At 73.6% G+C, this 16,471-nt stretch carries 11 protein-coding genes; 1 reads left to right on the forward strand and 10 read right to left on the reverse strand.

Annotated features, from left to right (window positions below; all coding sequences use genetic code 11):
- Window positions 1–65: 65 nt before the first annotated feature.
- The 6 genes from IGA62_RS04640 to IGA62_RS04665 form a co-directional block, all read right to left on the reverse strand.
- Complete coding sequence (locus tag IGA62_RS04640; protein WP_198501201.1) at window positions 66–1,019, reverse strand: amidohydrolase family protein; 954 nt, start codon at window positions 1,017–1,019, stop codon at window positions 66–68.
- A complete protein-coding gene (locus IGA62_RS04645) occupies window positions 1,016–2,062 on the reverse strand; it encodes a creatininase family protein (protein WP_145816097.1) in 1,047 nt (348 codons plus the stop codon). The genes IGA62_RS04640 and IGA62_RS04645 overlap by 4 nt, the downstream gene beginning before the upstream one ends.
- Entirely contained in the window at window positions 2,050–3,843 is a 1,794-nt protein-coding gene (locus IGA62_RS04650) for an ABC transporter permease (protein WP_145816096.1), read from the reverse strand. The genes IGA62_RS04645 and IGA62_RS04650 overlap by 13 nt, the downstream gene beginning before the upstream one ends.
- Complete coding sequence (locus tag IGA62_RS04655; RefSeq protein WP_145816095.1) at window positions 3,840–4,913, reverse strand: ABC transporter ATP-binding protein; 1,074 nt, start codon at window positions 4,911–4,913, stop codon at window positions 3,840–3,842. Before IGA62_RS04655 ends, IGA62_RS04650 begins: the two co-directional genes overlap by 4 nt.
- A gap of 96 nt (window positions 4,914–5,009) precedes the next feature.
- Window positions 5,010–6,062: an extracellular solute-binding protein gene (locus tag IGA62_RS04660; RefSeq protein ID WP_145816094.1), complete on the reverse strand. Its 1,053-nt coding sequence runs from the start codon at window positions 6,060–6,062 to the stop codon at window positions 5,010–5,012.
- Between the two features lie 37 nt (window positions 6,063–6,099).
- A complete protein-coding gene (locus tag IGA62_RS04665; RefSeq protein WP_145816093.1) occupies window positions 6,100–7,263 on the reverse strand; it encodes an ROK family protein in 1,164 nt (387 codons plus the stop codon).
- A 418-nt stretch (window positions 7,264–7,681) separates the two neighbouring features.
- Here IGA62_RS04665 and IGA62_RS04670 point away from each other — a divergent pair, with 418 nt between their 5' ends.
- Window positions 7,682–10,381: a sugar-binding protein gene (locus IGA62_RS04670; RefSeq protein WP_145816092.1), complete on the forward strand. Its 2,700-nt coding sequence runs from the start codon at window positions 7,682–7,684 to the stop codon at window positions 10,379–10,381.
- A gap of 112 nt (window positions 10,382–10,493) precedes the next feature.
- On the opposite strand, the gene IGA62_RS04675 is transcribed toward IGA62_RS04670, so the two are convergent.
- The 4 genes from IGA62_RS04675 to IGA62_RS04690 all read right to left on the reverse strand — a co-directional run bounded on the left by IGA62_RS04675 (window position 10,494) and on the right by IGA62_RS04690 (window position 16,372).
- Complete coding sequence (locus IGA62_RS04675; RefSeq protein ID WP_145816091.1) at window positions 10,494–12,761, reverse strand: hypothetical protein; 2,268 nt, start codon at window positions 12,759–12,761, stop codon at window positions 10,494–10,496.
- Window positions 12,758–13,813 (reverse strand): glycosyltransferase family 2 protein, encoded by a 1,056-nt coding sequence (locus tag IGA62_RS04680; protein ID WP_280526145.1) that lies wholly within the window; start codon window positions 13,811–13,813, stop codon window positions 12,758–12,760. Before IGA62_RS04680 ends, IGA62_RS04675 begins: the two co-directional genes overlap by 4 nt.
- A gap of 114 nt (window positions 13,814–13,927) precedes the next feature.
- Complete coding sequence (locus tag IGA62_RS04685; RefSeq protein WP_145816090.1) at window positions 13,928–15,655, reverse strand: glycoside hydrolase family 3 protein; 1,728 nt, start codon at window positions 15,653–15,655, stop codon at window positions 13,928–13,930.
- A 225-nt stretch (window positions 15,656–15,880) separates the two neighbouring features.
- Window positions 15,881–16,372 (reverse strand): DUF3145 domain-containing protein, encoded by a 492-nt coding sequence (locus IGA62_RS04690; RefSeq protein WP_145816089.1) that lies wholly within the window; start codon window positions 16,370–16,372, stop codon window positions 15,881–15,883.
- Between the last annotated feature and the right edge of the window lie 99 nt (window positions 16,373–16,471).

The raw sequence follows: 16,471 nt of genomic DNA on the forward strand, positions 1-16,471 counted from the left end.
TACTTCCTTCCAGGCCGGGCGCGGCACCGCTCGTCGCGCCCGACGTCAGCCGGTCGGTCGGCCGGTCAGTCGTCCAGGCCGAGCAGCCGCTCGGCGTTCCCGGCGAAGATGGCGCGCAGGTGGTCGTCGGGCAGGCCCAGCTCCCGGCAGATCCGGAGCTGGTCGTCGAGGTAGCGGGTGACGTATCCGCGCGGGAACCACGACGAGTCGCTGCCGAAGACGATCCGGTGCGGGCCGATGGTCTCGTAACAGCGACGGAAGAGGTCCTCCAGGGTCAGCTTGTAGGGCATCCAGCGCACCCACTGGTTGGAGCCGGAGGTGTCGACGTGGATGTTCGGGCAGCCCCACGCGGCGAAGAACAGGTCCTGCACGTGCTGGACGCCGAAGTGCGGCACCACGACGGCCAGCTCCGGGAAGCGCCGGGCCATCCGGGCCAGCTCGTCCGGGCCTCCGTACCGGCCGTGGGAGAGGCCACCGGCGCTGCCGTAGTGGCCGATGTGGATGAGCACCGGCACGCCGAGCCGCTGGGCGGTGCCCCAGAGCGGGTCGAGGGCCTCGTCGTCGAGGGGGCCGCGCAGCAGCGGGGCAAAGAGCTTCAGCCCGCGCAGCCCGCGTTCGACCACCGCGTGTTCCAGCTCGGCGGCGGCCCCGGGGCCGTACGGGTCGTGGTGGGCGAAGCCGAGCAGCAGGTCGGGGTGCCGGTCGACCACGTCGGCGAGGGTGTCGTTGCCGCCACCGGTGACGAAGACCGCCCGCCGGACGTGCACCGCCCGCAACTCCTCCGCCCACCGGTCCGCCTCGTCCTGCCAGCGCTCTGCCGGCGGCTCCGGGTCGGGGAAGCCCCACGCCTGCCGCCACCGCGTCGCGTACGGGGCGGAGCCGGCGGCCCGGACGGCGCGCTCGTGCTCGCCGCCCGGGTGCATGCCGGCGGCGTCCTCGCAGGCGGAGACGGTCCGGTCCGCGCCGATGCGGAAGTGCAGGTGGAAGTCGACGACGTCGAGTCCCCGGTCGACGGTCACGCGGTCTCCTCGGGCAGCAGGTCGGTGCCGACCGGACCCGGGGGTCGCCCGGCGGCGGCAGCCGGGGCGGCGGGCGGCGGATCGGCGGTGGGCGGCGGGTCGGCAGGCGGCGGATCGGCGGTGGGCGACGGATCGGCAGGCGGCGGATCGGCGGGCAGCGGGTCGGCGGCGGGGGCGGCCGGGGGTTCGGCGGCCACCCAGGCGGCGACGAGTTCGCGCAGCCGCCCGCCGGCCAGTTCCCGGACCCGCCGCCCGATCGTCTCGTCGGCCAGCGAGATGTGCCCGGACCAGCCCTGCCACGGGTCGGGACGGGACTCGACGAGCACGTACGGGTGGGTCACCGGCAGCTTCGGCTTCGGCGGCAGGTCGTCGACCACGCCGAGGCGGACCGCGTCCGGGTCGAAACCGAGCACGCCGGACGTCTCGTACGCCCCGCCGTGCCCGCGCGCCGGCAGCGGCCCGTACAGCGCGGCGGTCTCCTCCGGGGTGACCAGTTGGAACCAGTTGACCAGCAGCAGGCTGACGGTGCGTCGCCCGGAGACCCACTCCATCGCGGCCCGGACGGTGGACATGTTCGCGTCGTGCCCGTTGACGATCAGCAGCCGGGGGAAGCCGGCGGCCACGATTCCCTCGATCACGTCGGCGAGGTAGCCGACGGCGATCTCCGGACGGATCGCCACGGTCCCCGGCCAGGGCCGGGTCTGGCCGGGGCAGGCGGCGTACGGCACGGCGGGGAAGACCACCCCGCGCGGACCGGGACCACCGACGGCGTCCCCGCCGGCCGGCACGCCCGCCGCGCTCCCGGTGGCCGGCACGCCCGCCGCGCCCCCGCGCGCCGGTGCCGCCACCGCGCTCTCGTGCGCGAAGCCCTCGGCGAGGATCAGGTCGGTGCCGATCGGCAGGTGCGGGCCGTGCCACTCGACCGCGCCGACCGGCAGCACCGCGAAGTCGGCCGCCGCGGCGACGGCGGGCAGTTCGCCGCCGGGGATCCGGGTGGCGGGGATCAATCCGCCCCCGGTCGGCCAGGCCGTCAGGCCGTCCACTTCGCCGCCTCCCGACTCGACCGCCGGCCGCCCTCCAGGCGACCGGAGAGCACCATCACCGCGAAGATCAGCACGACCTGGAGCATGCCGTACGCGGCGGCGGTGCCGACCTCGAACGAGTACATCCGGTTGTTGATCTCCACTGAGATCGGCGCGGTCTCCGAGGTGTAGATCAGCACCGAGGCGACGAACTCGCCGACCCCGTGCACGAAGGCCAGCAGCGCGCCGGCCAGCACGCCGGGGAGCATCAGGCGCAGGGTCACCGAGCCGAACGCCCGCCACCAGGACGCGCCCAGGTTGCGGGCGGCCTCCTCCAGCGACGGGTCGATCTGCGCCAGGGTGGCCGAGCTGGACCGGAACACCAGCGGCAGGAACCGGACGAAGTACGCCAGCGGCATGATCCAGAAGGTGCCGATCAGCACCTGCCCGAAGCTGAACGCGTTGCCGGTGCTGAACGCCGAGATCAGGTTGATCGCCACCACCGTGCCGGGCAGCGCCCAGGCCAGCATGACCGCCACGTCCAGCAGGCCCCGGCCGCGGAAGTCCAGCCGGCGCACCGCGTACGCGATGAGCACGCCGACCACGACGCAGCCGACGGTGGCGATCACGCTCATCTGGAGCGAGTTCAGGATCGGCTGGAACGCGTCCGGGTCGGAGAAGATCGTGACGAAGTTCTGCCAGGTGTAGGACGCCGGGATGACCTCGGTGGTCCAGGATCCGTCCGCGGAGAACGCGACCAGGGCGATGGTCGCGACCGGGGCGAGCAGCACGGCGGTGGCCAGCAGCGACGCGCCCAGCGCCGCCCAGCGGCCGAACGGGTTGGTGATCTCCCGCCGGTGGCTGGCCACGCCCTTGGACTGGGAGCGGTAGCTGCGCCGCCCCTCGTACCAGCGCATGGTGAGCAGGAACAGCACCGAGACCACGCCGAGCACCGAGGCGTACGTGGAGGCCATCGGCAGGTCGCCGTTGGTGCGGTTGATGTAGATCTGCATGGTCATCGTCTGGTCCACCCCGAACAGCAGCGGGGCGGTGTACGACGCCAGCGAGGTCATGAAGACCAGCAGCGAGGCGGAGACCAGGGCCGGGGTGAGCATCGGCAGCAGCACCGTCCGCCACACCCGGACCCGGTTCGCCCCCAGGTTGTACGCCGCCTCCTCCACCGACGGGTCCATCCCGGTCAGCGCGGCCGAGGTGGCCAGGTAGAAGTACGGGTACATGGTGAACGTGTGCACCACCAGCACACCGGCGATGCCGCTGAACGGCAGCACCGGGTTCTCGGTGCCGAACAGCTGCTGGAGCCCGCGCGGCAGGATGCCGGTCTCGGAGTAGAGCAGCTGGAACGAGATCGCCCCGATCAGCGGCGGCAGGGCCGCCGGCACCAGGATGATCGCCTCGATCAGCCGGCGCCCGGGGAACGAGAAGCGCTTGAGCAGGAAGGCCATCGCCACGCCGACGACCCCGCAGAGCAGCACGCTGGCCGCGGAGATGATCAGCGAGGTGACCAGGGCGGACCGGGCCACGCCGTCGCCGGTCAGGAAGGAACCGTAGTTCTCCACCCCGTCCACGCCGACGCTCTCGGCGAAGGTGGCGAACATCGGCTGGACGACGTACCCGAAGAGGATCAGGGCGAGCGGAAAGACCAGCAGGTACGGGAACCAGCGCGAGCCGGTACCGCCGCCGAGGCGGTCGGCGAGCCGGCGGCGCGGGGCGCGCGGTGGCGTCGGGTCGTCGGTGACCGGCGGCACGGTGGCCGGGCTGGGGGTGGCCGGGATGGTGCTCATGGCCGCACCACCCACATCCGCTCCCGGTTGGGCCGCAGGCCGACCTGGTCACCGACGGCGATGCCGGCCGGTACGTCCACCGCGGCCACCTGCACCGACTCGCCGGCCACGTCGATGACGAGGTTGGTGGCCATGCCGGTGAACTCCACCTCGGTGACCTGGCCGGGCAGCGCGTCCGGGTCGGTGGTCGACGTCAGGGCGATGTGCTCGGGGCGGACGGACACCAGGGCGTTCTCCCCGGCCCGGCGGCCGTGTCCGGCGGGCGCGCCGACGGCGACCTCGCCGCCGCCGGGCAGCCGGACGGTGACGCTCCGCTCGGCCGCGCCGACCACCGGCAGGTCGAGCACGTTGCTGCGGCCGATGAAACGCGCCACGAAGGCGTTGGCCGGGCGGTGGTAGATCTCCTGCGGGGCGCCGATCTGCTGCACCCGGCCGGACTGCATGACCGCGATCCGGTCCGACATGGCCATCGCCTCGGCCTGGTCGTGGGTGACGTAGATGGCGGTCGTGCCGGCGTCCTTCTGGATCCGGCGGATCTCGGTACGGGTCTCCTCGCGCAGCTTGGCGTCGAGGTTCGACAGCGGCTCGTCGAGCAGCAGGGTGCGCGGGCGGATCACCAGCGCGCGGGCCAGGGCGACCCGCTGCTGCTGGCCCCCGGAGAGCTCGTCGATGCGCCGCTCGCCGTACCCGCCGAGGTGCACCTCGCCGAGCGCCTCCTCGACCCGCCGCCGCGACTCGGCCCGGTTGACCTTGCGGATCTTCAGCCCGTAGGCGACGTTCTGCGCCACGCTCATGTGCGGGAAGAGCGCGTAGTTCTGGAAGACCATGCCGGTGTCGCGCTTGTTCGGCGGCCGGCGGGTGACGTCCTCGGAGCCGAAGCGGATCCGCCCGGAGGTGGGGAAGTAGAACCCGGCCACCATGCGCAGGGTGGTGGTCTTGCCGCAGCCGCTCGGGCCGAGCAGGGTGAAGAACTCCCCGGCGGCGATGGTGAGGTCGACGTCGTCCACGGCGGCGGTGTCGCCACCGCGCGCGAAGCGCTTGCTCACCGATTCCAGCGTGACATCGATCATGAGGCCCTCTCCTTCGTGCGGTACGCCGCCTGGTCGCCACGCAGCACTGACGGGCGGGTACGCCGGACCGGGTCGACCGGTCCGGCGTACGCGCAGTCAGCCCTTGTTCTTGATCTGGCTGTTCCAGTGGTTGATCCAGTCGGTCTCGTTCTTGCCGATCACGTTCCAGTCGACGTCGAGCGGCTTGAGTTCGAGCTTGGCCAGCCACTCCGGCTCCTCGGCGATCTCCACCGCCGGGATCTGGAAGTAGTCCTTGGCCAGGTCGGCGCGGAGCTTGTCGTCGAAGAGGAACTCGAGGAACTTCTGCGCACCCTCGGTGTTACCGCCCTTGACCGCGGCGAGGCCGTCCACCAGCACCGGCGCGCCGGAGGCCGGCATCACGTAGCCGAACGGCATGTTCGACTGGTTGGCCTGGAGCAGGATGTCCTGGAGGTTCCAGGCGCTCAGCACGCCCTGCTGGCGGGAGAGCTTCAGGTACAGGTCGGCCGGGTTGGCGGCGTACGCGCCGGTGTTGGCGTCGAGCTTCTTGAGCCAGTCGTAGCCGGGCTGCGGGTTGCTGCCGTCGGCCGACTGCCGCACGATCATCGCGGCGTAGATCGACCGCATGGTCCCGGACGCGGCCACGTCCCGGATGATGATCTTGTCTTTCCACTCCGGCTTGAGCAGGTCGTCCCAGTCCTTCGGGGCCTGCTCCGGGGTGAGGGCCTTGTTGTTGTACATGATCACCTCGGGCAGCAGGATCTCCCCGAACCAGCGGCCCTCGGCGTCCTTGTACCGGGCGTCCATCTTGCCGGCGAAGCTCGGCTGCATCGGGGCGAGCAGGTCCTCGCCGGCTCCGGCGGAGAGTCCCTGCTGGGTGCCGCCCCACCAGACGTCGGCCTGCGGGTTGGCCTTCTCCGCCCGGACCCGCTCCAGGATCTCCTGCGCGCCCAGGTTGAGGATCTCGACCTTGCCCTTGTACTCCGGGTACTTGGCGGTGAACTGCTCCACCACGTAGGTGGAGACCTTCTTGTCGCGGGCGGTGTAGATGGTCAGCTTCTCGGCGGCCGCGCCGCCGGCCGCGTCGTCACCGCCACCGCCGCCACCGCACGCGGTGCCGGCGGCGAGCACGGTGGCGAGCGCCCCGGCGAGGAGAAGGCGACGTCTCATGGGGTACCTCCGGGTGATGGGGAACTGCGTGGTCTGATCAGGGACTGGGAAGCAGGTGGGGCAGACCGGCGGCGGCCGCGGAGAGCGCGTAGCTGACCGCACCGTGCAGCACCGCGCGGTCACCGAGCACCGCCCGGCGTACCTCGGTCGGGCTGGGGACGGCGGCGGCGACCAGCCGCTGGAGCCGGTCGACGGCCGCGTCGTCGAGCTGGGCGGCGGCCCCGCTGAGCAGCACCCGGCCCGGGTCGACGACGCAGACGCAGGAGACGATCAGCCGGGACCAGGCGGTGAGCACCTCGTCCAGGTAGGCGGCGGCCCGCTCGTCGGTGCCGGCCAGCTCGACCAGGGCCGCCACCGGGGCGTCCGGTCGTCGCCCGGGGGCCAGGGCGACCATCCGCTCCGCGATGGCGTTCTCCGACCAGCGGGACTCGAACGGACCGATCCCGTCGTGACCCCGGTCGGTCGGGTCGAGCGGCAGGAAGCCGACCTCGCCGGCCGCACCGCCCGCGCCCCGGCGGACCTGCCCGTCGAGCACCAGACCGGCGCCGATGCCGTCGGCCACGTGCAGCAGCAGCAGGTCGGCCACGTCACTGCCGGCCCCGACGGCGTGCTCGCCGGCGGCCATCAGGTTGACGTCGTTGTCCACCACCACCGGCACGCCGAGCCGTCGCTGCACCGACTCCCCGATCGGGAGCCCTTCGACCAGGCCGACCGACGGGGCGAGCCGGACCGCCCCGCCGGAGGAGACCCCCGGCGCGGCGATGGCCACCCCGCGCAGCGCCGGCAGGCCGTCGCCGGCCAGCTCGGGCACGGACCGGCAGACGGTGTCGACGATGTCACCGGCGAGCCGGACGGTGCGGTGGGCGACAACGGTGCCGTCACTGTCGGCGATCTCGCAGCTCAGCCGGGAGGGCTCCAGGGAGACCGCGGCGACCAGCTCGGCCCGGGGGTTGAACTCCAGCATCGCCCGGGGCCGGCCGGCCCGGGACGCCCCGGGCCCCCGCTCGATGAGGTAACCCTCGGCGATCAGCTCACGGACCAGCGGGGTGAGCGTGGCGGGACTCAGCCCGGTGAGCTCGGTCAGCTCGGCGCGGGAGAGCACCCGCACCTGGCGGGCGGTGGAGATCACGGAAAGCCGCTTGATCTCCTTCGCCCGCTCCCGGCTCACCGGGCTCGTCGGTGGCGTCACCACGTCAGTCACACTTCCTTCCTACGGCGAACGAATTAACGAGTCAAGTCACGAATCCGTCTCGGGGTGCCGAGAGGAACCGCCACTAGCTGGAAAAACACGCCATCGCCAGGGGCGCTGACCGAGCGCAACCGCGCGGAATGCACCGGGTGATCATGGCCTTCGCGGGGGGACTTTATTTCTTCCGCAAACAAAGAAAGACCTTGCAAAGGATTGACGGGCCGGCACACCGGTCCCTAGCGTCACCGGCGAAGGCCTTCCAGTGTGTACGGCTACCCGTACCGCTGCGTACCCCGGTGCCCGGTGCCCTGTCGTGCCTCGCGCCGGCCGTCCCCCATCAGCCGTCCGAACGCGACCGGAGCGTCGACGCCGCCGTGCGTCCGACGCCGCGGGTCGCTGCCCGGACACCGCGTGAAGCGGAAGGATCTGCATGCGATTCAAGGCGTTCCTGTTACCCACCGCGCTCGCCCTGGCTCTGTCCGGGGCACCCGGAGCCTTCGCCGCCCCCGCCGACACCACCGGCGCCACGCCGACCGACGCGGTCGACCTGGACGTCCTCTTCGTCAGCGCCCACCCCGACGACGAGGCCAGCAGCCTGGCCACCCTCGGCCAGTGGAAGGAGAAGCACGGCGTCCGCTCCGGCGTCGTCACCATCACCCGCGGCGAGGGCGGCGGCAACGCCGTCGGCCTGGAGGAGGGCCCGCCGCTGGGCATCATCCGGGAACGCGAGGAGCGCACCGCCATCGGCCGCGCCGGGGTGGAGAACCTCTACAACCTGGACCGGGTCGACTTCTGGTACACCGCCTCCGCGCCCCTGTCCGAGCAGATCTGGGGCCACGACGACACCCTGGCCCAGATCGTCCGGGTGATCCGGACGACCCGGCCCGAGATCGTCATGACGATGAACCCGTCGCCGACCCCGGGCAACCACGGCAACCACCAGCAGGCGGCCCGGTTCGCCGCCGAGGCGTTCCACGCCGCCGCCGACCCGAAGGCGTTCCCCGAGCAGATCACCAAGGAGGGGCTCACCCCGTTCCGGGCGGCGAAGTTCCTGCGTACCGGGGGCACCGGCACCTCCTCCGCCGGCCCGGCCTGCGCGACCAGCTTCACGCCCACGGTCCCCACCGACCAGGTCTTCGGCGTCTGGGAGGGCACCCCGAGCAAGACCGGCAAGACCTGGGGCGAGATCGAGGTGGACGCCCGCCGCGACTACGTCACCCAGGGCTGGGCGAACACCGCCGCCGCGCCGACCACACCGGCGCAGATCCGCTGCGACTTCTACACCCTGGTCGACAGCCGGGTGCCGTACGACCCGGCCGACACCTCCCCCGAGGCGATCCTGCGCGGCTCGGTGCTGCCGCCCGCCGCCGGTCAGCTCCCCGAGGACACCGAGTTCCACCTGACCGCCGACCGGTTCGACCTCACCCCCGGTCAGACCGTCGAGGTCACCGCCCACGTACGGGCCGCCAAGCGGGCGCTGACCACACCGACCGTCTCCCTGCGACTGCCCGAGGGCTGGACCGCCGAGGGCTCCGGCACGTTGCGCGGCGCGGTGGCGCCGGGCAAGGAGCGGACGGTCACCTTCACCGTCACCGTCCCGGCCGACGCCGACACCAACCAGCAGTCACTGCTCGGCGCGACCCTGACCACCGGCCAGGGCACCGGTCGCACCGACCGGGCCGTCCGGGTCGTCGCCGACGTCCGGGGCACCCTGGAGCCGCTGCCCGAGGTCGGCATCTTCCGCGACTGGGCCGGCGCGGAGGGCTACCCGCAGCTGGACACCCTGATCAAGCCGGTGCTCACCCTCGGCTCCGGCAAGAGCCGCGAGGTCCGCGTGGACCTGCGCAACCACGGTACGACCGCGCAGAGCGGCACGGTCGCCCTCGGCCTGCCGGCCGGCTTCACCGCCGACGCGGCGACGAAGAGCTACACCAACCTGGCCGCCGGGGCGACGGGTTCGGTCACCTTCACCGTGACCAACAGCGACCCGTCGCTGCCGACCGCCAATGAGGGCGGCGTCAACGGCGACTACGGCATCACCATCACCACCACCAGCCAGTCCGGCACCAATGTGGAGGCCGGCGCGCTGGAGATCGTGCCGACCAGCGAGGTCCCGCACGCCGGACACGACCACGAGGTCGACGGTGCGGCCACGCCGGGCGAGTACCCCGGCGAGGAGCTGGACTTCTCCCGGATCTGGGAGGGGCAGTCCACCACGCCGCAGGACGCCTCGGCGGTCGGGCGCATCGCGTACACCGAGGACGCGCTGAAGGTGATCGTGCAGGTCACCGACGACGTGCTGGGCAAGAAGGTCGTGCCGCAGGACTGCAAGCGGCAGCGGCGTACCGACAGCGTGGAGATCATCGTCGACCCGAAGGGCAACTCCTCGGACACCTCCACGGTCTTCAAGGCCGGCATCTTCCCGATCACCGACGACCCGGCCAACGGCAACCCGCCGTGCTGGCAGCGGGACGCCGACAACCGGCAGGGTCCGGGCGCGCAGACCGCACCGGGGATGACCGTGGTCAGCAAGGTCAACGAGCCCTACACCGGCTACACCATCGAGGCGAGCATCCCGTTCTCGGTGCTGCCGGACGCGGTCGACCCGGCCCGGATGGGCTTCAACGTGCTGGTCTACGACTCGGACACCCAGGACCTCAGCTCGCAGTCCCGGCTGGGCTGGTCCACCTTCACCGGTGTACGGGCCGACCCGTACCGCTACGGTCTGGTGACGCTCCCCGGCTACACCCCGGCCGACCGGGAGCCGAGCAAGCCGATCTTCCCGGCCACCGCCGCCCGGAGTGTGCACAGCCCGCAGACCATCGCGCAGTCCGCGATGGACGGAGTGGCCCCGGCCGCCGTGGCGAAGCTGCCCGAGAAGGCACTGCGGGTGACCGACCAGCAGGTCACCGCGGACGGGGTGCGGGTCACCCTGCGCGCCGACCGCGCCGGTACGGCGTACCTGTACACCTGGGACGGTGAGCGTGCCCTCGGCACCCGCACGGTCGAGCTGACCGCCGGCGGTCAGGTGACCGTCGTGGTCCCGGTCACCGGCGGTACGGCCAGCTCGTTGCTGGCCGCCATCGAGTCCGGCGACGCGGCACGGGCCTACCAGGTCCCCCTGGGCTGACCGATCCGGCCAGCCCCCACCACGCCAGGTGGTAGGAGGGGTCCCCTGCTCACGCTTTTTGGTGAGCAGGGGACCCCTCCTCACGCTTTTTGGTGGGGTGTCCGGAGGGGCGTCAGCGGAGGCGGTAGACGCTCATCCGGTCGTTGCGGAACCGCAGGTCGGCCAGGTCCGCCAGCGCGGACGACTCCGGGGTGACCACGCGGTCGAGGACCAGCCAGCGGACGCCGTACCGGTCGCGCAGCCCGGTCAGCCCGGCGGCGGTGGGCGTGGTGAACGCCGCGTCGTTGGCGCTCAGCCGCTCGGGGTCCCAGAACGGCGCGTAGGCGCCACCGGCCCGGCCGACCATCCGGGGGGCGAAGGACCACCCCTCCACCAGCACCGCACGCTCGGCGTACCCGCTGAGCCAGAACGAGCGGGCGTCGCACCAGCCGTCGGTCACCACCCGGCAGTGCACGTTGGTGGCGAGCACGTCGTCCGGGGCACTGTGCTCCCGCACCCACCGGGCCGCCTCCACCCGGGACGCCGGCATCGGCACCACCGCGTACGCCCCACCGTTGGGGAAGCGCCGGGCGGCGGCGGCGTCGAGCACCAGCCCCGGGGCACCGGCCACCAGGACACCGGTCAGCAGCACCGCCGCACCCCGTCCGGCCAGGGCCGGCCAGCCACCCACCAGCGCCGGCCAGAGCAGTCCCAGCACGGTCGCCACCACGGCCAGCGCGACCGCCCAGCGCAGCAGCGGCAGCACCGGGCCATACGCCGGGCCGGACCCGACGGTCGCCGGGTGCCGGAGCTGGATCACGGTGAGCAACAGTGCCAGGCCGGCTGCCCCGACGGCGAGCGCCGCCCGCCCCCGGGCCCCCAGCGCGGCCCGGTCCAGCACCTCGGCGTACCCCCAGGCGGACAGGATCACCCCGAAGGCGAAACCGGCCCGGACGAAGTACTGGTTGCTGCTGCCCGGGTGCCCGACCAGCAGGTAGATCGCCGGCCCGGCGAGGGCCCCGCCGAGCAGCAGGAGCTGCACCGGCTCCAGCCGGCCCCGGCGTACCCCGACCAGGGCCAGCACCCCGGCCAGCCGGAGCTGGAGGTTGAGCAGGAACGCGACGGTCACGGCGACCCAGACCAGCGCGGTGGCCGAGCCGGACGACGGCACGTACGGGCGCAGGCCGGAGAACGGGTCGACGGTGACCCCGTGGCTGACGAAACGGAACAGCACGGCGGTGGCGAACAGCTGCGCGGCCAACGCCAGCCCGACCGCCCCGAGCAGCGCGCGGGGCACCCGGCGGCGCACCACCAGCAGGACCACGGCGGTGAAGCCCAGCGCGCCGAGCGCCACCGGCACGGAACTGGCCTTCGCCCCGGTGGAGGCGGCCAGGAACAGCGCGGCGAGCACCCACGCCCCCCGGCCCAGCGGCGGCACCGCGCTGCCCCGGGCCCGGCCGACGACCTCGGCCAGCGCGGCGAGCAACGGCAGCAGCAGCACCCAGGAGTACGTCATCGACGGGCTGCCCCAGACGATGAAGGTGGCCTGGGTGCCGAAGAGCTGGCGGACGCCGTTCTCGTAGCCGAACTCGCCGACGGTGAACATCAGTGCCGCCGCGCCGACGCCCACGTACGCCCGGCCGCTGATCCGCCAGCCGACCACCGCGACCAGCACGGCGGCCAGCGCGCAGAGCGCCGGTACGGCCAGCCGGAAGAAGACCGTGGGCAGGTCCACCCCGCTGACCAGGCTGGCCGACGCCAGGTGGGCGAAGCCGAACCAGTGGTAGTGCAGCGGCTCCCCGGCCACCTGCGGCACCTCGGGCGGCACCTGGTGGGTGGCCGCGCCGGCCAGCGAGAGCTGGAACGCCAGGTCGATGTACTGGGCCTGACCCTCGCCGTCGGGGAGCACCGGGTTGGGGCGGAGGAACGACTCGGCGAGGTACCAGGTGAAGCCGGCGACCACGGCGGTCAGCGACCACGCCCAGCCGGTCGGGACCGGGGTGTGACCGGTGACCCGCCAGTGCCGGCGCAGCCGGGGCACCGCCAGGAACGGCACCACCACCGCCAGCGGCCAGAACCGGAGCAGGTGCGGCACGCCGAGCGCGGTGCACACCGCCCAGGCGGCCAGCTCCAGCACCAGCCCGACCGCCGCGCCGACCGCCAGGTCCTCGACCAGGGTGTGCGGGCGGGCGCGCAGCGCCCGGTGCACGAGCGTGCCGGGCAGCAGCACGCCGAGCAGCGCGTACCCGGTGAACCGGGCCAGGTCGACGGCGGGCGTGCCGGTGGCGAGCAGGACGGCCGCGACGACGGCGTACCCGACCAGCGGCGGGGCGACGCGGGCGGCGACCGGCCGGCGGGTCGGCGCGACGTCCGGTGGGGTTCCGGTGGCGAGCGCGGTCACCGCAGGCTGTCGGCCAGGGCGGTCGGGCCACCGGCCTCGCGGGCGGCGACCGGGTCGCCGGCCGTGGCGGCGGGCTCGTCGGCCGGGCCACCGGCGGCACGGTCGCCCTGCTCGTCGGCGGCGGTGTCGGCGGCCACGACGTACGCCGGGCGTCCCTGCACCACGGTGTAGATCCGCCCGACGTACTCACCGAGCAGGCCCAGGCAGAGCAGTTGCACCGCACCGAGGAAGAGGATCGCCACGTAGAGGGAGGGCCACCCGTCGACCGTGGCCCCGAGCGCCCAGGCGACGACGGTGAAGACCACCAGCAGACCGCAGACCGCCACCCCGACGAGCCCGAGCCAGGTGGCGAAGCGCAGCGGCGCGGCGGAGAAGCTGGTGACGCTCTGCGCGGCCAGCCCGGCCATCCGGGACAGCGGGTACTTGGTCCGCCCGGCGGCCCGCCGGTGGCGCTGGTAGGTCACCTCCCCGCTGGGGAAGCCCAGCCAGGGGACCACCAGCCGGAGCACCGGCGCGGGCTCGGGCAGTTCCCGCAGCGCCTCGACGACCGCCCGGCTGAGCAGCCGGAAGTCGCCGGCCTGCGCGGGGACCTGCTTGCCGACCAGGCGACGCATCAGCCGGTAGTAGCCGGCGGCGGTCCACCGCTTGAACGGACCGTCGGTGCTCCGGTCGACCCGGACGCCGTAGACCACGTCGAGGTCGTCGGCACGGGCGACGCGGAGCATCTCGACGATCGTCTCGGGCGGATCCTGGAGGTCGGCGTCGATGCTGACCACATGCCGGCCCCGGGCCCGGAGCACCCCGGCGACCAGGGCGGCCTGGTGTCCGCTGTTGCGTCGCAGTCGCAGCACCCGCAGCTGCGGCCAGCCGGCCCGCAGCACGGTCAGGCCGGTGGCGGTGCCGTCGTCGCTGCCGTCGTCGACCGCCACCACCTCGTACGCCTCGCCGAGGTCGTCGAGCACGGCACGGAGGCGTCCGGCCAGTGCCGGCAGCACGCTCTCCTCGTTGTACATCGGCACCACCACGGAGAGGGCGGGCTCCGGTCGCGTCACCGCACTCGCCCCCCGTTCACCCGCTCCGCCGGTGCTCGGAGCGAACGCTACCAGCCGGGACCCGGCCGCCGGGCCGAGTGCGCGCGAGCTCCCACCCGACGGCGCACACGCAGGTCAGCGGGGGCAGGTCGGGGCGCGCAGGCCGGTCACCGGCATCGGGGCGCGACCGGTCGGGCGGGCCTTGCCGGCCAGCACGGCGGCGAGCCCGACCATCGACACGCGACTCGACGACCAGGTGGCCAGCAGCGTCGGTGAGGTCGCCTTCGCCAGCACGTACGGGGTGTCCATGGCGACCGTCACGTCGGCGTCGGCGCGCAGGTCACCGGCCCCGTCGCCGTAGCCGACCAGGTGCACCACCGTGCCGCCGCTGGGCACCACCCGCACTCCGGCCGCGGTCAGCGCCTCGGTGAGCGCGGCGCGGGTCCGCTCCCGCCCGCCGGAGGCGGTGACGGTGACCGGCCCGGTGACCCTCGCGGCGGTGCACGAGCCGCGCAGCACGGTCACCGCGGCGGCTGCCAGGTCACGGGCGGCCTTGTCGTGGACGTCGTCGGTCAGGGTGGACATCTCCGGGGTGGGCCGGTCGGCCAGCCGGAACTTCAGGGTCAGCACCCGGGTGACCGCCTCGACCAGCCGGGTACGGGGCAGCGAACCGTCCCGCAGGGCGGCGAGCAGCCCGTCGTAGGCCTGGGTCACGTTGGGCGGCATGAGGATCAGGTCGTTGCCGGCGTTGAGCGCCCGCACCGCCGCCTCGCCCGGCGGGTAGCGCTTCGCGGGGGCCATGTTCATGCCGTCGGTGATCACCACGCCCTGGAACCCGAGCTGGCCGCGGAGCACGTCGGTGAGGAGCTTGCGGGAGAAGGTGCCCGGGGTGCCCGGGTCGACGGCCCGGACGTCGAGGTGGGCGGACATGACCGCCCAGGCTCCCGCGTCGATGCCGGCGGCGAACGGGGGCAGCGCCCCGGTGTCGAGGACCTTCCGGGACTGGGTGAGCACCGGCAGCTCGGCGTGCGAGTCGGCGGAGCTGTGCCCGTGCCCGGGGAAGTGCTTGAGGGTGGCCGCCACGCCTGCGCCCTGTAGTCCCCGGACCGCCCCGCCGACCTGGGCGGAGACCCGCTTCGGGTCGGCTCCGAAGGAGCGGGAGCCGATCACCGTGCTGCGGGTGGCGAGCACGTCGGCGACCGGGGCGAAGTCGAGGTTGATCCCCATGGCGGCGAGTTCGGTGCCGGCGGCCCGCCAGGCGGCCTCGGTGAGCGCCGGGTCGTCGGCGGCCCCGGCGGCGAGGGCGCTGGGCAGTTGGGTCACCCCGTCGGTGATCCGGGTGACCACGCCGTACTCCTGGTCGGTGCCGATCAGGAAGGGTGCCGTGCCGGCGGGGAGCTTGCCGGCGGCGGCGCGCAGTCCGGTGGTCAGCCCGTGGACCTGTTTCGGGTTGTCGACGTTGGTGGTCTCCTGGTTGCCCGAGGTCGGGTCGTCGGCGGAGAACCCGACCAGGATCAGCCCGCCGAGCCGGTACTTCGCGATCATCTCGGCCGGCGTGGCGACCCCGGCCAGGGCCTTGTTGCCCTGCGCCGACCCGGCGGAGACGTCCGTGGCCGAGCTGCCGTAGGCGTACGGCATGAGCACCTGGCCGACCAGGTCCTCGTCGCCGAGCGTGGCGACCAGCGCGGCGGCCCGGGCGGCGGGGTCGCCGGCCGGTGCCGGTGCGGCCGACGGGCTCGCGGCGCCCGGGGTCGCCGGGGCGGCGGGGCGTTCCGCCGTGCCCGTGCACCCGGCAGCGGTCAGGACGGCCAGCAGGACGGACGTGACGCCGACGCGTCGGAGGAGACTCGGCACGCGCCCCATCCCATCAAACTCCCTCCGCACCCACCAAATCCGTCCCACTCCCCCCGTACCTACCCCACCGGCAACCGCTGCCGGGGTGGAAGTCCGTGCCGTCACCGGCCCGGGGGACCACCCGGACCGACCCGTGCCCCGGCACCGACGCGACCGAGGTCGGCCGTCTGGAGGCGGAAGCCCCGGTGAGGGCCCGCCGGACGACGTACGCGACCGCACGGGTGGTGGGGCGGGTCAGCCGACCCGGGTGAGCAGGGTCACCGGCGCGCCGTCACCGGCGTAGCGGTACGGCTCCAGCTCGGCGTCCCAGGCGGTGCCGAGGGCCTTGTCCAGGGCGTGGGCGAGCGCCTCCGGGCCCCGGGCGGCGGCCATGAGGCTGCGCAGCCGGTCCTCGCCGAGCTGGATGTCCCCGGCCGCGCCGACCGTGGCCCGGAACAGTCCCCGTCCGGGCACGTACATGAACCGTTCGCCGTCGACGCCCGGACTGGGCTCCTCCGTCACCTCGTAACGGATCATGGGCCACTGCCGGAGGGCAGCGGCCAGTTCGGCGCCCGTACCGGGACGGCCGGTCCACCCGCACTCGGCCCGACGGGCGCCGGGCTCGACGGGCTGGGCCGTCCACTGGAGATTGACCGGCGCAGCGAGGACGCGCGCGATCGCCCACTCGACGTGCGGGCACACGGCGAGCGGGGTCGAGTGGACGTATACGACGCCACGCGTAGGCACGGTGGAACCTCCCGGAGAGCGAGGTGCGTCTTCCCCTACGACCTCGATCACCAAGTGGTACCAGGACACACATGATGACTGGTGTGGCGGATGGTGCGC

The organism is Micromonospora sagamiensis (assembly GCF_014680085.1).
Classification (GTDB): Bacteria; Actinomycetota; Actinomycetes; order Mycobacteriales; family Micromonosporaceae; genus Micromonospora; species Micromonospora inyonensis.